General features: G+C 30.8%; 19 protein-coding genes, 2 tRNA genes and 1 pseudogene. 15 read left to right on the forward strand and 7 right to left on the reverse strand.

Annotated features, from left to right (window positions below):
* Nucleotides 1-5 precede the first annotated feature (5 nt).
* Entirely contained in the window at nucleotides 6-1,805 is a 1,800-nt protein-coding gene (locus RCG18_RS20895) for a GTP-binding protein (RefSeq protein WP_308037945.1), read from the forward strand.
* A 48-nt stretch (nucleotides 1,806-1,853) separates the two neighbouring features.
* On the opposite strand, the gene RCG18_RS20900 is transcribed toward RCG18_RS20895, so the two are convergent.
* Nucleotides 1,854-2,684: a methyl-accepting chemotaxis protein gene (locus RCG18_RS20900; protein WP_308037946.1), complete on the reverse strand. Its 831-nt coding sequence runs from the start codon at nucleotides 2,682-2,684 to the stop codon at nucleotides 1,854-1,856.
* A gap of 346 nt (nucleotides 2,685-3,030) precedes the next feature.
* Here RCG18_RS20900 and RCG18_RS20905 point away from each other — a divergent pair, with 346 nt between their 5' ends.
* Together RCG18_RS20905 and RCG18_RS20910 are read left to right on the forward strand one after the other, a co-directional pair.
* A complete protein-coding gene (locus tag RCG18_RS20905; RefSeq protein ID WP_308037947.1) occupies nucleotides 3,031-3,168 on the forward strand; it encodes a hypothetical protein in 138 nt (45 codons plus the stop codon).
* Nucleotides 3,169-3,234: 66 nt separating this feature from the next.
* The gene (locus RCG18_RS20910) at nucleotides 3,235-3,468 is read left to right on the forward strand and encodes a hypothetical protein (RefSeq protein WP_308037948.1); all 234 of its coding nucleotides are present in this window, start codon (nucleotides 3,235-3,237) and stop codon (nucleotides 3,466-3,468) included.
* A 46-nt stretch (nucleotides 3,469-3,514) separates the two neighbouring features.
* On the opposite strand, the pseudogene RCG18_RS20915 reads toward RCG18_RS20910, so the two are convergent.
* Nucleotides 3,515-4,194 (reverse strand): annotated as a pseudogene (locus tag RCG18_RS20915) (Crp/Fnr family transcriptional regulator).
* Nucleotides 4,195-4,334: 140 nt separating this feature from the next.
* On the opposite strand from RCG18_RS20915, the gene RCG18_RS20920 reads away from it, so the two are divergent.
* Nucleotides 4,335-5,072 (forward strand): 4Fe-4S dicluster domain-containing protein, encoded by a 738-nt coding sequence (locus RCG18_RS20920; RefSeq protein ID WP_308037949.1) that lies wholly within the window; start codon nucleotides 4,335-4,337, stop codon nucleotides 5,070-5,072.
* Between the two features lie 369 nt (nucleotides 5,073-5,441).
* On the opposite strand, the gene iadA is transcribed toward RCG18_RS20920, so the two are convergent.
* Nucleotides 5,442-6,611 (reverse strand): beta-aspartyl-peptidase, encoded by a 1,170-nt coding sequence (gene iadA, locus RCG18_RS20925; RefSeq protein ID WP_308037950.1) that lies wholly within the window; start codon nucleotides 6,609-6,611, stop codon nucleotides 5,442-5,444.
* A 249-nt stretch (nucleotides 6,612-6,860) separates the two neighbouring features.
* Here iadA and RCG18_RS20930 point away from each other — a divergent pair, with 249 nt between their 5' ends.
* From RCG18_RS20930 to RCG18_RS20945, 4 genes are all read left to right on the forward strand, one after another.
* On the forward strand, nucleotides 6,861-7,247 hold the full coding sequence (locus RCG18_RS20930) for a zinc ribbon domain-containing protein (RefSeq protein ID WP_308037951.1): 387 nt from the start codon (nucleotides 6,861-6,863) through the stop codon (nucleotides 7,245-7,247).
* Between the two features lie 121 nt (nucleotides 7,248-7,368).
* Nucleotides 7,369-7,443: transfer RNA gene (locus RCG18_RS20935), tRNA-Glu, on the forward strand.
* 35 nt (nucleotides 7,444-7,478) lie between these two features.
* Nucleotides 7,479-7,553 (forward strand) — tRNA-Glu (locus RCG18_RS20940).
* A 576-nt stretch (nucleotides 7,554-8,129) separates the two neighbouring features.
* On the forward strand, nucleotides 8,130-9,026 hold the full coding sequence (locus RCG18_RS20945) for an HD domain-containing protein (RefSeq protein WP_308037952.1): 897 nt from the start codon (nucleotides 8,130-8,132) through the stop codon (nucleotides 9,024-9,026).
* A 153-nt stretch (nucleotides 9,027-9,179) separates the two neighbouring features.
* Here RCG18_RS20945 and RCG18_RS20950 read toward each other — a convergent pair whose 3' ends face one another.
* Entirely contained in the window at nucleotides 9,180-10,118 is a 939-nt protein-coding gene (locus RCG18_RS20950; RefSeq protein ID WP_308037953.1) for a dipeptidase, read from the reverse strand.
* 254 nt (nucleotides 10,119-10,372) lie between these two features.
* Here RCG18_RS20950 and RCG18_RS20955 point away from each other — a divergent pair, with 254 nt between their 5' ends.
* Both RCG18_RS20955 and RCG18_RS20960 read left to right on the forward strand, forming a co-directional pair.
* The gene (locus RCG18_RS20955) at nucleotides 10,373-10,927 is read left to right on the forward strand and encodes a biotin transporter BioY (protein WP_308037954.1); all 555 of its coding nucleotides are present in this window, start codon (nucleotides 10,373-10,375) and stop codon (nucleotides 10,925-10,927) included.
* A gap of 302 nt (nucleotides 10,928-11,229) precedes the next feature.
* On the forward strand, nucleotides 11,230-11,586 hold the full coding sequence (locus tag RCG18_RS20960; RefSeq protein WP_308037955.1) for a DUF3307 domain-containing protein: 357 nt from the start codon (nucleotides 11,230-11,232) through the stop codon (nucleotides 11,584-11,586).
* Between the two features lie 355 nt (nucleotides 11,587-11,941).
* Here the strand turns inward: RCG18_RS20960 and RCG18_RS20965 are convergent, their stop codons facing one another.
* Together RCG18_RS20965 and RCG18_RS20970 are read right to left on the reverse strand one after the other, a co-directional pair.
* A complete protein-coding gene (locus tag RCG18_RS20965; RefSeq protein ID WP_308037956.1) occupies nucleotides 11,942-12,931 on the reverse strand; it encodes a biotin--[acetyl-CoA-carboxylase] ligase in 990 nt (329 codons plus the stop codon).
* Nucleotides 12,932-13,098: 167 nt separating this feature from the next.
* Nucleotides 13,099-13,269 (reverse strand): hypothetical protein, encoded by a 171-nt coding sequence (locus RCG18_RS20970; protein ID WP_308037957.1) that lies wholly within the window; start codon nucleotides 13,267-13,269, stop codon nucleotides 13,099-13,101.
* 171 nt (nucleotides 13,270-13,440) lie between these two features.
* On the opposite strand from RCG18_RS20970, the gene RCG18_RS20975 reads away from it, so the two are divergent.
* From RCG18_RS20975 to RCG18_RS20990, 4 genes are all read left to right on the forward strand, one after another.
* On the forward strand, nucleotides 13,441-13,662 hold the full coding sequence (locus RCG18_RS20975) for a helix-turn-helix transcriptional regulator (protein WP_308037958.1): 222 nt from the start codon (nucleotides 13,441-13,443) through the stop codon (nucleotides 13,660-13,662).
* A 135-nt stretch (nucleotides 13,663-13,797) separates the two neighbouring features.
* Entirely contained in the window at nucleotides 13,798-13,995 is a 198-nt protein-coding gene (locus RCG18_RS20980) for a hypothetical protein (protein WP_308037959.1), read from the forward strand.
* 182 nt (nucleotides 13,996-14,177) lie between these two features.
* Nucleotides 14,178-15,089, forward strand: a complete 912-nt coding sequence (locus RCG18_RS20985) for a ribonuclease Z (RefSeq protein WP_308037960.1) — start codon at nucleotides 14,178-14,180, stop codon at nucleotides 15,087-15,089.
* A gap of 285 nt (nucleotides 15,090-15,374) precedes the next feature.
* Nucleotides 15,375-16,664: an NCS2 family permease gene (locus RCG18_RS20990; RefSeq protein ID WP_308037961.1), complete on the forward strand. Its 1,290-nt coding sequence runs from the start codon at nucleotides 15,375-15,377 to the stop codon at nucleotides 16,662-16,664.
* 153 nt (nucleotides 16,665-16,817) lie between these two features.
* Here RCG18_RS20990 and RCG18_RS20995 read toward each other — a convergent pair whose 3' ends face one another.
* The gene (locus tag RCG18_RS20995) at nucleotides 16,818-20,918 is read right to left on the reverse strand and encodes an AAA domain-containing protein (protein ID WP_308037962.1); all 4,101 of its coding nucleotides are present in this window, start codon (nucleotides 20,916-20,918) and stop codon (nucleotides 16,818-16,820) included.
* Between the two features lie 553 nt (nucleotides 20,919-21,471).
* Here RCG18_RS20995 and RCG18_RS21000 point away from each other — a divergent pair.
* A complete protein-coding gene (locus RCG18_RS21000) occupies nucleotides 21,472-22,494 on the forward strand; it encodes a LacI family DNA-binding transcriptional regulator (protein ID WP_308037963.1) in 1,023 nt (340 codons plus the stop codon).
* Nucleotides 22,495-22,564: the final 70 nt, after the last annotated feature.

Genomic DNA, 22,564 nt, shown 5'->3' on the forward strand with positions numbered 1-22,564 from the left:
GTTAAATGAGTTTTGTTAGAGAAGATATGAATATTGTAATAGTAGGACATGTTGATCATGGTAAAAGCACTATAATAGGTAGATTATTAGCGGATACAAATTCCCTGCCAGAAGGTAAATTAGAACAGGTTAAAGAAAGATGTAGGAGAAATTCAAAGCCTTTTGAATATGCATTTTTATTAGATGCTTTAAAAGATGAACAGGAGCAGGGAATAACAATAGATGCAGCTAGATGTTTTTTCAAAACAGAAAAAAGAGATTACATCATAATAGATGCGCCTGGTCATATAGAATTTTTAAAAAACATGGTAACTGGTGCTTCAAGAGCAGAAGTTGCATTGCTTGTTATAGATGCTGAGGAAGGAATAAAAGAAAATTCTAAAAGACATGGATATTTACTATCTATGCTAGGTATAAAAAATGTAGTAGTTTTAATTAACAAAATGGATTTAGTTCAGTATAGTGAAAAAACCTTTAATAATATTGTAAGAGATTATACAGAATTTTTAAATAAGATAGATGTAGAACCAAAGTGTTTTATACCTGTAAGTGGGTTCTTTGGTGAAAATATAGTTAAAGAATCAGACAAAATGACTTGGTATGAAGGACAGTCTGTCTTAGGTGTATTAGATGGTTTTGAGAAGGAAGAACTTCCAGATGATAAGCCTTTTAGAATGCCTGTGCAAGCAATATACAAATTCACAAAGGATGGAGATAATAGAAGAATTGTAGCTGGAACTATTGAAACTGGGCGAATAAATGTAGGAGATGAAGTAGTATTTTACCCTTCAGGAAAAAAAAGCAAGGTTAAATCTATAGAAGTATTTAATGCAGAAGAGAGAGAAAGTATAACTTCAGGATATGCTGCAGGATTTACATTAGACGAACAGATATATATTAAAAGAGGAGAACTAGCGACTGTTTTAAGTGAGAATAAACCTAAAATTACCTGTAGAATAAAGGTCAATCTATTTTGGCTTGGTAGAAAGCCAATGATAAAGGAAAAAGATTATATATTAAAAGTTGGTACAGCAAAGGTTGCGGTTAAAGTTGAAGAAATTACTAAAGTAGTTGATGCCTCTAACTTAGATAATGAGATTAAGGAGTCTATAGACAGACATGAGGTAGCAGAATGTATTTTGAAAACAGATAAACCAATTGCCTTTGATTTATCTCATGAAATTGCGCAAACAAGCAGATTTGTAATTGTAGATAACTATGAAATAGCTGGCGGGGGAATAATACTAAAGGACTTAGAAGATGAACAAACTTGGGTAAGAGATAAAGTTATTATAAGAAATTACAAATGGGAAAAAAGCCACATCACCATAGAAGAAAGATCAGAAAAGTTTGGCCAAAAACCTGCCTTGATATGTATAACCGGACAAGAAGATACTGGGAAGAAAAGCATAGCAAAGGCACTTGAAAGAAAACTGTTTTCAGATGGCAGAATGGTGTATTTTCTAGGAATCAGCAACGTGATTTATGGAGTAGATGCTGATATTAAGCATTCGGAAAAAGAAAACAAAGCAGAGCATTTAAGAAGATTAGCAGAAGTATCAAATATAGTTGTAGACTCAGGAACAATACCAATAGTTACAGCAGTTGAGCTTAGTAGCGATGACTTAAAGATAATGGAAACTTCCGTAGATTCAAAAGAAATTATTAAAATATGGGTAGGGGAAGAGATAACTACTAATATAAATTATGACTTACACATACCTAAATATGATAAAGCTGAAGGGGTAGTGGATAAGATAAAACTACTACTTCAAGATAAAGGGATAATATTTAAGCCATTCTAATTTAAATAAAATATAGGGTTATAAGTTTTGAGCTTATAACCCTATATTTTATTCCGCCATTTTTTTTAAAGTTGCTGCTAGAGAATTTAAATTCTGCAAAGCAGCATCCATTTGCTGAATTCGCGATAACTGTTCCTTAAAAGTGTCCGTAGTAGAAGTAATACTTTGGGCAATGCTGTTTACCGAAGTCTCTATTTTGGTAAGAGTGTTGTTTATTTCATTTATAGATTGACTGCTGGAATTAGATAATTTTCTAATTTCGTTAGCTACTACAGAGAAGCCTCGTCCATGTTCGCCTGCTCTGGAAGCCTCTATAGCAGCATTTAAGCCTAAAAGGTTTGTTTGAGATGCTACATTTCTTACAAAACTCAATACTTCATCTGTATTCTTTGCGTTACTTGCCGCTTCATGTACTTCAGATAACACCGTATCGTTAGAATGTACAGCTTCTTCTATGCCACAAGAAATTAATCCAGAGGCTTGGGAGATCTCATCTAAAGATTCTGATAAAGTTTTAGATAAACTTAATATTTCATTATATCTTTTTAAACTTTTCACTAGAACAATACTTCCTACTATAGTGCCACGGTCATCTTTTACTGGGATACCTATAGCTTTAATGGCAACTCCAAATACTTCTTTTGGAACCATGAGTGTAAGGGGCTTTTTAGCTTTAATACATTCATAGGCAGCGCCGCCAGGTCTCAATGGATCTCCAGGTTTAGCATTCATATTTATATTTGTGCTATTAACTACCTTTATAAAATGGTCTGTAGTAGACATAGTAAAGGCTATTTCATCCTCAAAAAAATACTGCATGTAAGGCATTAATTCATTGAAAGCTTCATGCAATTTGTTTTCAATAATAAGTTCATCCATAATTATTCCCCCTGATATTGAATTATAAAATTTATGTAATGTCATTATATTTATTAAAATGATTATGAAACATATACAATTATATAATATCACAATACTATAAGAATTTTAAAATATAATTTGAAAAATGCAGTAACATTTACAGAGGTATATAAATATAATGTTATTATAAGAAGCAGATGAAGAGAATTGTAAAGGATACTTTAGATTTAATATTACATGAGGAAGCACAATTTGAAAAATGTAGTAAGATTTACAGAGGCACATAAATATAATGTTATTATAGAAACAGATGAAGAAATTTATATTAGATTTAACACTATAAGATGATAAGGAGGGAGACTTTATGGGACACAGACATTGTTGTTGTCGCAGACGCAGACATTGCTGCGGATTTGATGGAGGATTCGGAGGCAGTGGCATAATTTGCCTAATAATTATATTGATCATATTCTGTGGATTTGGTGGAAACGGATTCTGTTAAGTTATATGAATATGAACATTAGGGAAACGGTAATTCGTTTCCCATTTTAATTCTAAATTAACTAATTTGAAAAATGTAGTAACATTTACAAAGGTATATAAATATAATGTTATTATAGAAACAGATGAAGAAATTTATACTAGATTAATACTAAAAGATAATAAGGAGGGAGACTTTATGGGACACAGACATTGTTGTAGATCTGACGGATTTGGATTTGGATTCGGAGGCAGTGGCATAATTGGGATAATAATTCTATTGATCATATTCGGTGGATTTGGTGGAAGACGCTGCTGCTAAAGTATATAAATACGAACATTAGGGAAACGGTAATTCGTTTCCCATTTTAATTTGATAGAATATCTTCTAATAATTCCAAATCTAAAATAGTAATAGTGTTTTTAACAAAATCTATTATACCTTCATCTTTCATGTTGATTAGTTCTCTTGAAAGAGAAGGGCGTGGAATGCCAAGCTGTTCAGCCATCTCTTTTTTGTGCAGCTTAATTTAATGGTTAATTTTTGCTGCGATTCATATTCATCTAAAATATAAGATGCTATCTTCTGCCTTATTGTTTGATATGATATATTTCTTAATTTATTATTCAGCATAAGTATTTTGTTAGATAGAAGAGTCATAAAGTTATTTAAAAATATTGAATTTATACTAGACAATTTTAGTATATTTTCTTTAGATATAAACATAATCTTTGAATTTTCAGGAGATACAATTGTTGCGGGGTAGGTGTTTCTGTTTGAAAATATTATTACTTCGCCAAAAATATGCCCTTCATTAAGCTTGCTTATTGTTACTGTTTTTCCTGATGCATATATTTTTTGCACTTCTACACTTCCACTAAGTACAATTCCAATGCTTGAACAGTTAGAGCCCTCTAATGCTATAATTTCACCTTTAGAGTAGGAATTGACTGAGTAATTTATGTTTTTTAATAGCTCTTCAATGTCATTTGCGCTAAAGCTCTTCATAAGAATACATTGTTTCAATATATTTATTAAGTCCTTCATAATCTTACCTCCAAATAATATGTATAATGGAAAAGGTTTGAATAAACTATGTATTTATATATAAGGTAACATATGTTACTGACATATATAAGTGTATTTTATTATAATAAAGACAATAAGACAAGAGGAGGAAATTTATTATGATAAGAAAAATTGTAAATATAGATAAATCAAAATGTAACGGATGTGGACTATGTGTACATGCATGTCATGAAGGCGCTATTGAATTGATAGATGGTAAGGCAGTGCTTATAAGTGATGAATACTGTGATGGTCTTGGAGATTGTCTTCCAGAGTGTCCAACTAATGCTATAACAATTATTGAAAGAGAAAGTAAAGCTTATGATGAAGAAGCTGTAGCTCAAAAAATAGCAGAAAGAATGAAAAAAACTGAAGATAAACCTTTGCCATGTGGATGCCCAGGTAGCGCTGCTAAAATGATAGAAAGAAAGCCTTTAAAGGCAGTGTCAACAGTAAAATCAAATATTAGAAAATCAAATTTAGAGGAGTCATTATCAGAATTAAGACAATGGCCTGTACAGCTTAGACTTATAAATACTGAGGCACCATATTTAAAGAATGCTGACCTATTAGTTGCAGCAGACTGCACAGCTTATGCTTATGCAAACTTCCATAGTGATTTCATTAAGGATCATATTACAGTTATAGGATGCCCTAAATTAGATGATGTAAAATACTATGAAGAAAAACTTGCTGAAATTCTAAGAAAGAATAATATCAAGAGTATTACAGTAGTTAGAATGGAAGTACCTTGCTGTGGAGGAATAGTGAGTGCAGTTAAAAATGCAATGCTTAACTCACAAACTATAGTACCATATAAAGAAGTAACTATATCAACTGATGGAAATGTAATATAGATGTTCAACCTAGGTGCTTGACTTAGTATCGGTATTAATAGAGATACCTCTTCTGTACGGTTACTAATTTTAGTTATCTCTAAAGCTTGCTGCTAAGAACCTCAACAATCTTAAATAGACTCGCTATGCTCAAACAGTATTTAAAATTGATGATGTTCTAAAGCAGCTTCGCTAAGAGCTAACATAAAATCAGTAAATGTACTGCCAGATGTACCCCTATTAATACCTAAGTTTAAGTCAATTATCAAATTTAAATATCTATATAAGTATACTAAGATGAAAGTCAGCTTATATGTTTGGATAAGCTGACTTTTAGTTTATTACACTATAGGGTTACTAACTAGAAAGTTAACTTTCGGTTTTTTATCTCTATACTTTATTTTCAAAGGTTCCAAATACTACAGGTTTATAATTTTCAACCATAACTTTGCCTTTACATAATACTGTATGAGGTTTCAAGTTTTTATCTAAGAGAAGTAAATCAGCGTCGTAACCTTCCTCAATTTTACCTTTGTTTTTTAATTTTAGGAATTTAGCAGGAGAAGCTGTTAATGGAATAAGGGCCTCTTCCATTGAAAGACCTTTGCCTATACACTCTCTTATTGTGTCCATGTCCGTTGAAGGGGAGCCTATTGTCAGCTTTAATAGTTTTCCAGTACTATCAAATATAGGCATGCTTCCACCAGAGTCTGAACTCATAGTAATGCTATAAGGAGATATACCCTCATTAAGTAGAGTTTTATAAACATCAGAAGCATATACAGCGTCATCGCCTTCAGGTTTAATACCAGTAGTTATGTCTACAAATCCTCCATTTTTAGCATACTCAATTGATTGTTTATAAACTAATGGATTTCTGTTTATATGTGTAGGAAGTAAATTGTCATAAGGAATTTCTGAATCCTTAACCATATCCATTACAGGAATAAGTCCTTTTTTTCCATCTCCAATATGCATGTGTAAAATACCACATTTGCCTGAGATCATTCCACCAACTCTAGCTTCACTAGCTAAATGAACTAAATCATTTTCTGATGGATGGCTACCCCTATGATCTGATACTGCTATTTCGCCAACTCCGATAATTTTATCTACAAGAACAATGTCGCCTCTAGGACTATCTGTTATTGTTCTTGTAGGCATCTCATAACATCCAGTCCAGCAAAAGGTACTCATTCCTTCTTCTTCAAGAGCCCTTGCTTTGGCAATTAGGTTACCCATGCTTCTTGTAGTTCCGTCAGTGCCAAGAAGGCCTATGCAGGTAGTGATTCCATTCATGGTAAGGTTTGTTAGTGTAAGTTCAGGAGCTCTTGTAGTAAAACCACCTTCACCACCACCACCAGTAATATGTACATGAAGGTCTATTAATCCAGGCACTGCAGTTAGACCTTCTCCGTCAATTACTTTAATCTCAGGAAAATTTTTATCAGGTAAATTTACTTCAGAAGAAATATAGGCAATTTTATTGTAAAAAATTAAAATATTTTTTTTGCCTAGAGATTGAGGAGAAAAAACTTCTATGTTTTTTATCAAAATCATTTAGGTTCACCTTCTTATAATTAAATTTTCACTATCACTATATATTATGATAACCTTATATCAATTTTTATGCAAAACTACATTAGTTTTTTATAATTATAGGGTTAAAGTCGAAAATTAACTTATAATCATTAGAATACAATAGATAAAAGAAAACTCTTATGTTAAAATATATGTTGGAATTTTTATATATGAAGCTTGACACTATATAAGTTATAGAAGTCTTTATAATATTAGGAGGTAATAGCAGTGTTTTTTGTAGGTATTTTTGGTATAGAAGATAAGAAAAAAGAGATTAGGGCCATTAGAAATCTATCCTGTAAAAATTGTGATGCCGTATCTGGACTTACATTGTTTAAGGTATACTCATATTTTCATATATTTTTTCTTCCCTTATTTAGATGGAATGAAAGGTATTATCTAGTTTGTAACCGCTGCAATTCAATGTATGAAATATCAAAGGAGAAGGGAATTAGAGCAGAAAGGGGAGAAGAGGAAGCGATTACCTATTGGGACTTAAAATCCATGGAATATGGATATTACAATAATCATGTTCAGCATAAATGCAAAAATTGCGGCAAAGAGATAGAGAGCAATTTTGAATATTGTCCTTATTGTGGAAAAAGGAGAGAGTAACTAATATTGTTGTGTCTACTATAGTAAATTTAAATAAATTAAAAAATATGTTGACATATGGGGGAAAATAAGATATCATACTTATTGTGCTTGATGGAGTATGTGTAATAAATACTAATAAGGCCCATTGGTCAAGTGGTTAAGACACCACCCTTTCACGGTGGTAACAGGGGTTCGAGTCCCCTATGGGTCACCATAAATGCCAATTAAAATTTTGAAATAACTTAATAAGGCCCTTTGGTCAAGCGGTCAAGACACCACCCTTTCACGGTGGTAACAGGGGTTCGATTCCCCTAAGGGTCACCATAAAAAGCTGTAAACACTATGTGTTTACAGCTTTTTTAAAATTTCAGCTAATAACAAACATTTTGTTATTAGCTGTCTTCATAAATTTTTAGCAACCTTTATTACCACCAGCAGGAATAACATTAAAGCCTTTTCCGAAAATTCCCTTGGTATAAACTATTTTTGAATTATCGAATAGATAAGAAGAATCTGGTTCAATAGCAAATTTTACACCATTAACAGTTACTATTTCGTCTTCTGCATTTGGCTCATCCAGAGCAACTCCTAAGATAGGACCTCCTCATCCAAAACCTCTAACCATTAATCTAACAGCAGATTTATTTTTTTCTTCTAAGTTTTTTACTAAAGCTTCTTTTGTGTTATCATCAAAAATTATATTCATAATTTAACCTCCTTACATATACGGGGTATAGGTATATTTTTATTTTATTATATTATTTAATTTTCCACCTGTCAACAAAAATATTAAAAGAAAATTATTAATATATTTCCTTTAATAACTTTCAATGAAACAATACATAATAATAAATAGCTGATACTTATATATTATTATGAAAATTTGCAAGAGGTGAAGAAATGAAGAACATATATGCAAAAGAAGTAAAGCCTGGAGAAAACGTAAGTTCAACCTTTATGATAATGAAAAAACTCTTTAGGGACAAAGAAAAGACTATTGCTTATATTGGTGATAAATCGGGAGATATCAAGGCATCAATAGCAGATTCTATGGATATCTTAAAAGTAGGAGATGTTATAAAGGTAAAAGGTGTATTAGAAAACATATTTGAGATAAAAGAATTCAAAAAAGTTGAGGAATTTTTAATGGAAGATTATCTTCCTTATGTGAATAGACCAATAGAGGATATAATGAAAGAATTGGAAGAAATGTCACAAGAGGAATTTAAAAGTAAGGAATGCATAGAGTTAAATAACTACTTTTTTAGTAATAAGGAGTTTGTAGAAAAGTTTAAAAAAGGTATAGGCGGAGTAAGTCAACATCATAACTATATAGGCGGATTAGCAGAGCATACCCTAAATGTAATGTATCTTACTAAAATGCTCGCATATAGATATAATGCTAGAAATAAAGAGATTGCAATATTGGCAGCAAAGCTCCATGATATAGGAAAAACTGTAGAGTATTTTGTTGATGGACCTTTTTCTTTTACTTTAAGAGGAGAGATGGAAGGACATATTGTTATAGGTGTGCAGATGTTAGAAGAAGCCTTTAATAATAATTTAGATTTATATAGTGAAGACTTTAAGGAGAGAATTAAAGGATGTATAGTTCAGCATCATGGAAAGTTAGAGTATGGCTCTCCTAAAAAGCCTAATACAGAAGAAGCACATATTGTACACTTTGCTGATCAGGTAGATGCTTTCCTAAATAAAATAGGGCAAATAAGAGAAGGTGTTGAACCAAATACATGGTCCGATTACGATAGAAGAATTGAAGGAAAAATATATGTATAAAGACAAGCAAAGTAGCTTGTCTTTAGTTTATCCGATGACTACCTGCTCTAATACTCCCTGTTCTCAAACAGGGAGTAAAGAGCAGCTATGTCCCTGGATTCGTTCAACTAAGAATCAGGTGGGGTTAAAACCTCATCTGATTCAAGTTTCACTTTATAATACATCCTTAATTATTCTTAATGCATTTTTATAAAATATTTTTTCTATGTCTTCCTCAGAAAAATGATTTTTTTTCAATTCATCTATTAGTTTTCTCATTTGAGCCATATTTTCTATTTCGCTTGGAATGTCTATGCCATCAAAATCTGATCCAAGTGATATAACTTCAATCCCGCCAACATTTTTTATATGTTTTATGTGCTTTACCATATCAGAAATCCTGGCAGGGGAATTTGTGCCTAAAAAGGATTCTTCAAAGTTTATACCTAATATACCACCAACCTCAGATAAAATTTTAATCATATCATCTGTAAGATTTCTTGGGTGGTTTGTTATAGTACGAGAATTAGAGTGAGAGGCTACGAAAGGCTTTTTAGAAAATTTAGCTACATCATAAAAGCCTCTATCAGATAGATGAGATACGTCAATAAGCATACATAATCTATTCAATTCCTCCACTAACTCTATACCAAAAGTAGTCAGACCTTTACTCATATATTCTTCCTTACAATTAGGAAAACCTATTTCATTTGGAAAATTCCATGTTAAAGTAATCAATCTAATCCCCAATCTACGGAAATTTCTCAGGTTATATAAACTACCATTTAAAGCTTCTCCACCTTCAATTGTAATAAAGGCAGATATTTTATTTTCTGAATTATTTTTAATGATATCATTGTAATTAGTTGCTAAAGATAAGTGTTTTTTGTTTTTATCCAGTTCTATATAAAATTTGTCTAACATTTTTAAACAAGTATCTAAGGGATTATTAGTCTTTTCTAAATTAATATATAGAGCAAAAAACTGAGCTAGGGAACCACCTTTCTTCATTTTCTCTATATCCACACTTAGATTATTTTTATATAGGTTCGAATCTTTTTCACTTTTTAGTAATTCATGAATAGTATCACAGTGAAAATCAATTACATGCATATTTTAAGCCTCCTAAAAATTCTTAAATTCCTATCTAACCTATGATATTCTCTATAATTTATTATATTACTATATTTACATTATAGTAATAGTGCCATAGATTTACTTCTTTATACAAAATAAAAATCAAAACAATATTGTTACCTATAAAGAGCATTGTTAGTTGACAATGCTTTAGACCTGTAGTATTATTATTGTAAACCAATAGATAATTAAAAGTTTACAATGATAGTTGCATTAATGGAGGAGTTATTATGAAAATTAAAACAAGAGATATTATTTTAGTATCAATGTTTGCAGCACTGTCAGCAATAGGAGCATTTATAAAAATACCTGTCGGCCCAGCACCTATAACACTTCAGTTTTTATTTGTAGCTTTATCTGGTATTTTATTAGGAGCAAGACTTGGAGCTCTTTCACAGATTATTTATGTCGTAATAGGACTTATAGGCATTCCGGTATTTACTGCTGGTGGGGGAATTTCATATATATTTAAGCCTACTTTTGGATATTTAATTGGATTTATTGTTGCTTCATATGCTATAGGGAAAATATCGGAAACTGCAGATAAGCCAAGTTTGAAAAGATTATTTATAGCTACTTTAGTTGGTTTAGTAATATCTTATGCAATAGGAGTTCCTTACCTTTATATTGTACTTAAATATGTAGTAGGCACAAAGATAACGATGTATAGTGCTTTAAAGGCAGGGTGTTTAATTTTCATTCCAGGAGATTTAGCAAAATGTTTAGTAACAACTGTGCTTTCATATAGAATAATACCCACTTTAAAAAGAACTGCGTTAGTATAGAATTTTAAAAGGCAAACATCTTTTAGTAGATGTTTGCCTTTTAAGGTTATATATTTTCAAATATAAATTTTATATTTTATTAGTTAACAATTCAAATATTATGTAAAGTAAAATAAAAAGTAAACTAACTTAACAAATTAAAAATATATATAAATTAAATACATACATCGATAAAATGGAAAATAGAGTGCGCTAGGGTGTTAGTGACGGCAGACATCGGATAAATAACTTGAATAGCATCTTATTTAATGTAATAATATTTATAGAAATTTAGGATAAGTAATCAAGCAGAGGATTGGGATATGAAATTATATATACTATTAGTATTTTCACATATTATTGGGGATATACTTTTTCAGAGAAATGCTATTTTAAGTAAGCTTCTTAAAGGAAGAGATTTATCAAAATTAAAGAGACAAGATTTGAGATATTTAGCTTTACATGCAGCATTGTATAGTTTACCCGTTGGGTTAACATTAATATTTTTTCAATCATTTAATATATACAGATTTTTAATAATTTTTCTAAGTCATTTTGCTATTGATTATGTAAAATGCTATATGATTACATATAAAGAGATGTCTTTAGAATTTGTCATAATTAATCTAATTGATCAGTTGATGCATATTGGAGTACTATTTATTGTTGTAAATTTATAAACATGTCTTTAAGTTTGTTGGTGACGGTAGGTAGGAGATAAAATTCAGATATATGGAATATAATATACAAACTTTTAAGCATTATATAATGAAGTAGATTTAAAAACTTTGTGCCAGTCTTAGTGAAGGGCTTTAAGAGAACCTTAGAACTTTAAGTTGGTGAAAAGCCTAGATGATTTTTCACGAGCGACTTATCAAATACTAATTGATAAGTTGGTCCGACTGAGCATAGTCGCTTAAGATTTTGATTCTTTGCTTAAAACACGAGCTTTAGACTGGCTAAAAGTTTTTAACATGCTGAAGCTTGGCAACATATCCGGTTGTATAAGTTAACTTTCGATCCTATTACCCTGTATTAAGGTGTATAATTTCCATTAAGGCCTCTTATAGAAACTTCTCCGCATATTACTTCTTCTACAGATCCATCAGGATATTGAACTATTAGTTCTCCCGTATTGCTTAAATTAATAGCTTTCCCAAAGTTTTTTTCATTTCTTTTTATAATTTTTACTTCTTTACCAATTAAAATAGAATTTTCTCTACAAATTTTTATAGAACTTTCAATGCTATTTTTCTGTATAATCTCATCATACAGAACTTCAAAGTTGTTTAATAAATTAGTAACTATTTCTTTTCTATTTACTACGCTTCCTATTTCACAACTAAGGGAAGTAGCTAAGTTCTTTAATTCTTCAGGAAATTCTCCTTTGTCTATGTTAACGTTTATACCTATGCCCATAACTATATAATTTACCTTATTTATTTCTCCACTCATTTCTGTAAGTATTCCACAAACCTTTTTGCCATTCAAAATTATATCATTTGGCCATTTAATATAAGTTTGTATACCGAGTTCGCTAAGAGTTTTAACTACAGCAGCTGCACCTATTTGGGTCACCATAGCAACACTTTGAGGGTCTATGTCTGGTTTCAATATAATAGACATCCAAATTCCTTTATATTTAGGAGATGTCCAAATACGCCCAAGTCTGCCTCGGCCTAAAGTCTGTTCTTCGCTTATAATAACAGTACCATTACTTAAATGACTTGCCAGTTCTTTTGCCTTATTATTTGTTGATTCAATGGTCTGGAAGTACATAATATTTCTGCCTATATACTTAGTGTTTAAACTATTACTTATTTCTTCAAAGGTCAATAAGTCTGGAGATGACAGAAGTTTATAACCTCTTTTAGATATAGATTCTATATGGTAGCCCTCTTCTTTTAAAGCATTCATGTACTTCCATATAGCGGTACGGCTTACTCCAAGTTTTTCACTTATTAGCTGTCCAGATATAAAATTTTTCCCATTCTCTCTAAGCAAATGGAGAATTTTATCTTTCATAAAAACCACCTCTTTATTTTGTCTAATACATTATACTACAAAAAAGTAGAATATGTCTGTAGAGGAGTAGAAAAACAAAGGACATACTTGTTTAAGTATATCCTATATTTGGAGGTAAATACATATTATATACAAATAATAATACTCTATGTTACATATAATAGAATTTATTTATTGTGTGATAACTTAGAACGTTTAGTAAATTTATTTCCGTTTTCGTGTGATCCAATTTTTTCACCATTCATTATTCCTATATTAGCACCATCTTTTGGATACATTTTTCTAAGTTCAGCATCGGATTTGATATCCGTCTTTAAGTGGTTTTTATTGTTATCCATTTGAGCACCTCCACATAAATTATATACAATAATAATTTACCCTTTTGGGTTAAAATATATTCTTTTATTTAAGACAAGATGGTTCTAAAATAGGAAAATTTACTATAACTTTTAATAAAAAAGAGTTATAATTACATTAAGGATTTTCATAACTGAATAGGGGGTTTTCTTATGTTAAATGGCAAAAAAATTCGTGAAATTAGACTAAGACTTGGATATACAACCTTGGATATTCAAAATCTCACGAAAAACAAAAAGTATAAAACTTCTATTTCAAAATCTTATTTAGAAGAACTTGAGAGAGGGGATAAGAGAAATCCGAGTTTTGATAAAGTAGTTGTCCTTGCAAGAGTACTGGGATGTAAAGTTGATGATTTGATAATGATCGCTTAGAAAACTAATAGGAAATATATACGTAAAGCTGCAGTATGAAAATAAAATGCAGCTTTATTTTATTAAATAAAAAATCCTTAATAGTATAAAACATTTTTCAGCGGAAAATCTAATATTAGAAGGAGTTGATTTATTATGAGCAAAAATTATAAAAAAGATTCAAAAACAGATTTGGGAGACTTACCAAGCAACTATATTGTAAATGCTGGAAAAGTAATAATTGAAAACAGAATTAATTCAGATGATATTCAAGAGGACAAAGATGGCAATTGTATTATAGGTGGACATAAAATAGAAGCTAATGCATGCAGTATGTTAAAAGATGATTATTAAGTGATTCTTAGGCTCAGGTGGAGTTTGCTTATGAGAAGTACATATCTTCTACCTGAGGCTTATAAGAACATATCCAGGGGCGTATTATCCGTAACATTTCCATATAAAAAAGATGGAAGTGTTACGGATGGTAGCAATCGGATAAAGTTTAAATAATTTAATTTTGAAAGAGGGATAAGTTTATGCTTGATGTTTGTTTGCTTGGATGTGGAGGAAGTATGCCTGTACCAAATAGATGTCTTACATCTATGATTGTATCTTACAATGGTAGGAAAATTTTAATCGATTGTGGCGAAGGAACCCAGGTTAGTTTAAAAATTCTTGGCTGGGGACTCAAATCTATAGATACAATATTATTTACACATTTTCATGCAGATCATATTGCAGGATTACCAGGATTATTGCTCACAATAGCTAATTCAAATAGAATAGATCCTATTACAATAATAGGACCACAAGGTTTATGGGAGATAGTAAATGGTCTTAGGGTAATAGCACCTGTACTTCCTTATAAGATTGACTTACTAGAAATGCATGGACAAGGAGAGGCTTCAGAAAGTCTTAATGGATTTAATATAAATATAATATCTGTTCAGCATACAGTGCCTTGTTTTTCATATTCAATAGAGGTACCAAGGGTTAGAAAATTTGATAAAGATAAGGCTCTTAAAAATGAAATACCAGTAAAGCTTTGGAATAGATTGCAAAAGGGTGAAGATGTTAAAAGCGATGGCAGATGGTTTACTCCAGATATGGTTTTAGGAGAAGAGCGAAAAGGGTTAAAAATATCATATTGTACTGACACAAGACCAGTAGAGGAACTAAAGGAATTCATAAAAAATTCTGATCTTTTTATATGTGAGGGTATGTATGGAGAAGATAGCTATATAGAAAAGGCATTAGAAAATAATCATATGCTTTTTTCAGAAGCTGCAACATTAGCAAAAGAGGGAGGAGTTAAGGAAATGTGGATTACTCACTACAGTCCCTCTCTAATATCACCAGAAGATTATATTGAGAATGCAACAAATATTTTTCCAAACACAGTATTGGGAAAAGACAGACTTGTTAAAAGTCTAACATTTGAAGACTAAAAATATCATATGTATCCTTATGAATCTTATTTAAGTCAAGTGACAAAGTCGGATATATATACATAATAATGATATCTGTTTAAATTAATACGAACATTATGTGAAAAAATTATAGGGTTTTGACCTTTGAATCCTATGTTATATTTATGTATGTTACAAAGTAAATACAAAATATAATTAGTGTTTGTGGTTAAAATGTTCGTGAAAAATGTTGACTTTTAAATAATCCTTTGCTAATATGTACAAGGACAAAAAATTCTACAAAATATTACAAAGGAGAAATTTATGGAATCATATTTTAAACTTAGAGAAAATGAAACTAATATAAAAACTGAAATTTTAGCAGGCATAACTACATTTATGACTATGGCCTATATATTAGTTGTAAATCCAAGCATTTTATCTCAAACAGGAATGAACTTTGGTGCAGTTTTTACAGCTACAGCATTAGCAGCAATTGTATCAACACTGCTTATGGGTATATATGCTAAGTTGCCTTTTGCACAAGCACCAGGGATGGGAATTAATGCATTTTTTGCATTTACAATAGTAATTGGAATGGGCCATACATGGCAGTTCGCTTTAACAGCAGCTTTTTTGGAAGGAATTATATTTATTATTCTTACAATATTCAATGTTCGTGAAGCTATAATTGATTCAATACCGGTAAATGTAAAAAAAGCAATTTCTGTAGGAATAGGATTGTTTATTGCATTTATAGGCCTTGAAAACGCAGGTATAGTTGTGCATCCTAAATCCGGAACAATAGTGTCATTGGGAAATATAACCAGCGGACCAGCATTACTTGCTATAATAGGTGTTATATTGACTGGAGTGTTACTAGCAAGAAATATAAAAGGAGCATTACTTATAGGTATAGTTGTTACAACCATTGTAGGTATACCTATGGGGATAACAAAACTTCCAAATGCAGTTTTTAGCATGCCTCCAAGCATTAGCCCGATATTTTTAAAGTTTGAATGGAATCATATTTTTACTGCAGATATGTTTATAGCATTGTTTACTTTATTGTTTATGGATATGTTTGATACAATCGGAACTTTAGTTGGTGTTGCAACAAAAGCTGGAATGTTAGACGAAAAGGGAAATGTTCCAAGAGCAAAAGAAGCATTGATGTCAGATGCTATAGGAACTACGTTAGGAGCATGCTTTGGTACTAGCACAGTGTGCACTTATGTAGAAAGCGCTTCAGGTGTTGCAGCAGGGGGAAGAACAGGACTAACAGCAGTATCAACTTCTGTGATGTTCATGATTGCATTGTTTATATCACCTTTATTCCTCATGATACCATCAGCAGCAACAGCACCAGCATTAATACTAGTGGGACTATTTATGCTATCACCAATAAAAGAATTAGACTTAACAGATTTTACGGAAGCTATACCAGCTTTTTTAACAATAATTATGATGCCTTTAGCTTACAGTATTTCTGATGGTCTTATATTTGGAATAGTGTCATATGTAGCATTAAAGGTACTAGTAGGTAAAGGAAAAGATGTAACAATAACTACTTATATAATAGCAGCATTGTTTATACTTAAGTTTTTCGTATAATCTAGGAGTAAAAGGCTTAAAGTAAACATATTCCTTTGTATAAGTTAACTTTTTAGTTAATTTCCCTATAAAATAATTTAATGTTTCAGCAAAAAAATTAAATAAAAAGACCTGGAAACCGTAGTTTTCAGGTCTTTATTATATAAAATAAAATTACTCTACAGCATATGCAGCTTCTTCAAGGGATGCTTGTGCACCAGAATCAGCTGCTGGTTTAATACCTAAGCTGTCCAGTTGTGCATAAAGCCTTTCCATAGTTTCCTCTGGCTTGTAGTAGAATTGGCTTTCTCTTATAATAAAGAATTTCCAGCCAACTCTCTGAAGAGTCATACGTCTGTTGTGAAGTTCCTCCCAGTTTAGTGCGTAAGCTGTATCTTCACTGCAGCAATCTATTGCAAATCTACTGTTTAACCCCTCAACAACAAAGTCTATTTTGTACTTACCAATAGTTACATTGGATTTTACATCATAATTTTTACTCCTTAACATAGTAAATATATCCTTTTTAAAGCCAGAAACTAATGTGTTTTCATCCTTAGAAATAAAAGTATACTTTTTGCTAGAGTCTAAACAGTAACTAAGTAATTCTGCTCTTACACATTTAGAATTTAAATCTTCCAAGTCAACAGAATGAAATAAAAACATCTGGTTTTTAGCTCTGCTGGCCGCAACATTGAATCTTCTTATATCAGACTCTTTTGTTAGGGCAGTGAATTTTGCGTTATTAGCTATAACAAGAGATACAAACATGATATCTCTTTCATCACCTTGGAATGAATAGGCATCTCCACATATTAATTTTCTTTCAATCATTTTTTCAATACCTATTTTTTCTTTAAGTAAGTTCTCGATTAATTCACTTTGTGACTCACCAAGCAGGGAAATAACACCCATAGTCATGTCTTTGTATCTTGGATCATCACAGCACTCAACTATCTTTTCTACAAGAGCCTCAGCTTCTTTTTCATTTGTGTTTTTAGAGTTGTCCTTATCACCAGATACCTTTACTGCGCAAACTTCTGGTTTAAAAGTATTTCTATTCTCAGGACATCTAAGAGGTATAATTTCTCCTGAATAACATAAGTTATTGCTGAAGCCTATAATATCAGGTGCACATCTAAAATGTTCCTTAAGAACCAATCTGCTAGGGAAAACCCTTAAAGCAGTATGATACAAACTTGTTTTTAAATCAAACCATTCTTTGTGAGGTACATTCCTTAGATATCTATGAATAAGGTTTTCCACCATTTCGTTATCTTTTCCTATAGCTTCAGGGCTTATTTGGCATTCGTCACCTACAATAACTGCTCGTTTACCTCTTAACAAGGCTGTTATTGCAGATATATCACTTTGGCTACTCTCATCAACTATAACTACATCAAATATATTTTTTTCAAGTTTAATGTTTTCAATTACTTTATTTAATGGCATAATCCAAACAGGAATAACTTCCTTACAGTTTTCCATCTCTCTTTGAGCTAGCTTTCTGTATTTTGCAGCTTGCTTTCCAGTGCCTTTACCTATTCTTTTTATAGATTCTAGCCAAGTGAAAAGACTTCTTTTTTGAGACTCAGTAGTTCTCATTATTTGGTTATACCAGGTCTTTTTAGCTACAATTTCTTTAATTAATATCTTTTCTCTAAGTTTTTCAGCTTCTATATCTTGTTCTATTTGTTCAGGACTTAATTTATAAACTTCATTTAATAGAGAATTTCCTGAACGCCATTTCCATGCTTCATCCCAATTATTATAAGAAAGACTTAGATTATTACTTTGCCATTCATTTAATAGTTTTTTTACAAACAAAGGACAGGTCCCTTCTAATCTATTTAAATATCTATTTATTTGCTCACCTGTATCTTTAAGTTCCCTTAACTGCCATAGATTATCATATAGTTTTCTAACCTTTGTCTTATCACAATCAGCTATCCAATCAGATACCTCACTTAACAATTCGTTGTTTAAGAACATTTTCCTTATATTTTCAGTATATTTACTCAAATCCTCATATTCTCTTATACACTTAACAGATTCAAGTCCTCTTAATAGGTAGTTTATTGAATCTTTTTTGTAAAGATTTAATTCAATAGGAAGCTTAATACTTTCTACAAACTTATTAATTGGATTTACATATTCTTCTTCCCAATTTATAATAGCTTCTATTTCTAATACATTTTCTGCAATAACATTTAGAAAATTGCTATCAGAATTATTTACAAGTTTTCCGCCATATTCTTTAACAGTATTGTTCCATAAGTTTTTTAAGCTTCTTTCTAAGAGCTCTTTTTCTAAGGCTTTATTAAAAATATTACACTGCTCTTTTGATATAATAGGCCTATAATCTACTTCGCAGCTTTCCAATATATAGTTTATATTATTATGAAGGAGCTTAAACATAGCACCAGGTTTACCTTTAGATTCTATGTGTTTGGAAATAATTTGAAAATCTGTTTGAAGTTTATATATATCTAAATTGTTTGGAATCTTTATGTTATGTGAATTAATAATTTGTCTTATAACATTAATTTGTTTTATATGGTTGTTTATATTTAATATAACATCAGGCCAGAACTCCCTTGAGACTTCTGTATTATAATAGGACTTCATAATTGATTTAAGCCAGCTGCTTTCAATTTCTTCAATCTTGGCTTTAGCATTAATACATAGCTTTAATAGCTCTTCGATATCAGCATTGTTTATGCTTATCTTCCATAAGTCGACAATTCTCCTATACTCTTCAATACCTGATTCTAATGTCTTCATCTTATCAAGTTTTACATTTAGTTCTTCATAGGGTGGAAGCTTGCACAGTATATCTTTTACTTTATTAAGTTTATCAATCTCTGCCTTTTTTGTTGATTTCATATGTTGAATTAGTCTGTTAAATTCCTCTGATGATAAAGGACATTTAGTTTTTATCTGTATTTCATCATCTATCCAAGAATAAAGAGAGCTATTTTCCTTTATCCATCTTGAAAGCTCTACAAGGGTAAAGGTTTCATTTTTATAATTTACAGTTTTATTTTCGAAAGACTCAGCTTCTTTCAAATTATGCATAAGGTTTACTATGTGTTCTCTACATTTTTTAAGCTCTTCTTCCAATGGAAGAACTTCTTTTAAAAGAACATTAGAATCTAATGATAAATTTTCTGTAATCTTTCTTACAGATTCATCAAGGTCTTTTAAAGCTTTTGCATCGTTTCCAAGCAGACTTATACATAAAGACTTTATTTCATCTGGTATTTTATCAGAAAGAACCTTTAGAGCTCTATCTGTCTGGCTTGTAACAAGGATTCTTTTCCCATGGGCCATAAGATGACATATTAAATTTGCTATGGTATGGCTTTTACCAGTTCCAGGGGGGCCTTGAACAACAACACCAAAATTTTGAGCAAGTCTTCTTGTTATTTCTTCTTGTTCCTCGTTTGCTGGAAGAGGGAATAATACATCCTTAGAGGCAGAATCCCATTCTCTATTATTTAAATTATCTTCTGCAGCACCACTTTCCTTAACCAAAGCTTCAACAGTTTTAGGAATAGGATTTCCTTCATCTATGTAATTTAGTATATTATTTAATTCTGAATCCCAAAGTCTTGTATCGATATTTCTAAGTATTATACATGGAGCATTATAAATTACAGGAGTAGTAGATATATCTAATGAAGATAAAGATACAAGATTTTCGTTTACTATATTTGTTATACCTTCTTTGTTTAAACAATTTAAAAGTCTTATTGAAATATCGTGAGCTTCACTAAGGTTTAGAACATCCACTCCAGAATTTTTTATCTCTAGATTTAAATCTAATATTTTATGTAAATTAGGTAGGTCTAGTCCTTCTAAAATACCAATCTCTAAATTAGTAATATTATTATAAGGAGTTAAGCTGAAAACAGCATTTCTGGCATCAAAGTTCAAAGACATCTTTGTTGTAAATATAGGGTGAAGTATTTTTTCATTATTTACTTCCCAGCCTAAAATACTATGTCCCCAAACTATCTCCAAGTCTTCACTATTTTTTTCTAGTGTAGAGTATATTTTAAAAAGGATATTATAAAGTTCACTGCAGTCTTTATTTACATACAGCCAATTCTCATCTTCTTTTTTGTTTAAAATACATCCTTTTTTATTAAGAAGGTCAGTTTCAGCAATTACTTTTTCATATTTTGAAACATCCCGTATTATTTTCTTGTCCATATTTTTGATACTGAGTAAATATAAAAATATGTTTCTTATTTTGTCTTGTGTACTCAAAATAAAACCTCCATTTAATGTAAAATAGAATTACATTTTATTATATCATATATATAGTGATTTTGGAGAAGTATTTGGCTATAATTTTAGACAGTTTAAAGAAATAACAACCAGTAGTTAATTATTATTTTTTTATAAGTGTTTAGGGTATTGAAATAGATAAATATAAATTGTAAAATTATAGAAAGGACATATGTCATTTAAGCAGAGGACCAAAATGTTAAGCAGGCATCCAAAATCTTAAGTAGATATCCCAAATCTTAAGTAGGCATCCAAAATCTATGATTTTGAGATGATCACTTACACAGAGTGCTGATTTTGTGTGAATCGCTTTCACAAAGTGCGTTGGGGTGTTAGTGGCGGTAGACATCGGATAAAGAGACTTTAAAACAACATACATTATGAAGAAATTTTATATGATTTAAAAAAAATTGTATTGAACTTTGTCGTAACATGTTGTATATTTAGTATGTAAGCGCTAACATATTAATTTATGAAATACAAATAATAATAAATGAACCAAATTTCATAATTTAGAAATGAGGGTGTTTAAGTGTCAGCAACAATTAATGATATTGCTGGAAAAGCGGGAGTATCTTTGACTACAGTATCTAGAGTTTTAAATAATTCTGGATATGTGAAAAAAGAAACCAAGATTAGAGTATTAAAAGCAATTGAAGAATTAAACTACACTCCAAGCGCAATAGCAAGAAGTTTATCTAAAAGCAAGACCAATACTATAGGAGTGCTAATACCGGAGATAAATAATCAGTTTTATGGTGAAGTTATAAAAGGCATTAGCCAGGTAGCAGATGAATGTGATTTGAATATAATTCTTTGTAATACTGATGAAAATATACAAAAAGAATTAAAGGCTTTAAAGCTTTTAAAGGAGCAGAGAATTCGAGGGATAATAATTGCGCCAACTTCTGTTGAGGATGAGCTCAATAGTGAGTACTTAAAGACAATCGAACAATTAGGAATTCCTGTAGTCTTGTTAGATGGACATGTAAAGTATTCAGATTTTAGCGGAGTTTTTGTTGACAATATAAAAGGCGCATTTGATAGCACGGAAGCGTTGATAAAGGCTGGCCATAAAAAAATAGCTATAATCACTGGTCGCATGAATTCTGATGCAGCGCAAAATAGGCTAATAGGATATAAAAAAGCTTTGAACGTTAATAATATAGACATTGACGATAGATATATTCTGTTTGGAGATTATGGACAAGAATCAGCCTATATATGTACTAAGAAAATAATAGAAATGGAAGATAGACCAACAGCTATTTTTGTATCTAGTAACAAAATGACAGTAGGGTGTGTTAAAGCACTTCGTAGTCATAAGTTAAAAATACCTGAGGATATTGCAATAGTGGGATTTGATAAAGTAGATGTATTAAATTCGCTAGGTATGAATATCAGTTTTGTAGACGGGCCTACAACAGAATTAGGTATAGCCTCTATGAAAATTTTAGTGGAAAATTTAAAGAACAAACAAGGTGCTGAAATAAAAAATATTACTCTTATGCCAAAACTTGTTCTTAAAGGGTCGGAAAAATTTATAGAAAAGTAGATGTGAATTTGAGTAAATTCGCATTTTTAAAAAAATAAATATGTAAACGGTAACACACTTGTTGCTATAA

The sequence above is a fragment of the Clostridium sp. OS1-26 genome (assembly GCF_030915445.1).
GTDB lineage: Bacteria > Bacillota > Clostridia > Clostridiales > Clostridiaceae > Clostridium_AM.

Bases quoted from the DNA above. Each gene is read 5' to 3' on its own strand.
- RCG18_RS20955 (WP_308037954.1), top strand. From the start codon at position 10,373: ATGAAAATTAAAACAAGAGATATTATTTTAGTATCAATGTTTGCAGCA.
- RCG18_RS20990 (WP_308037961.1), top strand. From the start codon at position 15,375: ATGGAATCATATTTTAAACTTAGAGAAAATGAAACTAATATAAAAACT.
- RCG18_RS20980 (WP_308037959.1), top strand. From the start codon at position 13,798: ATGAGCAAAAATTATAAAAAAGATTCAAAAACAGATTTGGGAGACTTA.
- RCG18_RS20920 (WP_308037949.1), top strand. From the start codon at position 4,335: ATGATAAGAAAAATTGTAAATATAGATAAATCAAAATGTAACGGATGT.
- RCG18_RS20905 (WP_308037947.1), top strand. From the start codon at position 3,031: ATGGGACACAGACATTGTTGTTGTCGCAGACGCAGACATTGCTGCGGA.
- RCG18_RS20945 (WP_308037952.1), top strand. From the start codon at position 8,130: ATGAAGAACATATATGCAAAAGAAGTAAAGCCTGGAGAAAACGTAAGT.
- RCG18_RS20900 (WP_308037946.1), bottom strand. From the start codon at position 2,684: ATGGATGAACTTATTATTGAAAACAAATTGCATGAAGCTTTCAATGAA.
- RCG18_RS20985 (WP_308037960.1), top strand. From the start codon at position 14,178: ATGCTTGATGTTTGTTTGCTTGGATGTGGAGGAAGTATGCCTGTACCA.
- RCG18_RS20960 (WP_308037955.1), top strand. From the start codon at position 11,230: ATGAAATTATATATACTATTAGTATTTTCACATATTATTGGGGATATA.
- RCG18_RS20965 (WP_308037956.1), bottom strand. From the start codon at position 12,931: ATGAAAGATAAAATTCTCCATTTGCTTAGAGAGAATGGGAAAAATTTT.
- RCG18_RS20950 (WP_308037953.1), bottom strand. From the start codon at position 10,118: ATGCATGTAATTGATTTTCACTGTGATACTATTCATGAATTACTAAAA.
- RCG18_RS20975 (WP_308037958.1), top strand. From the start codon at position 13,441: ATGTTAAATGGCAAAAAAATTCGTGAAATTAGACTAAGACTTGGATAT.
- RCG18_RS20895 (WP_308037945.1), top strand. From the start codon at position 6: ATGAGTTTTGTTAGAGAAGATATGAATATTGTAATAGTAGGACATGTT.
- RCG18_RS20970 (WP_308037957.1), bottom strand. From the start codon at position 13,269: ATGGATAACAATAAAAACCACTTAAAGACGGATATCAAATCCGATGCT.
- iadA (WP_308037950.1), bottom strand. From the start codon at position 6,611: ATGATTTTGATAAAAAACATAGAAGTTTTTTCTCCTCAATCTCTAGGC.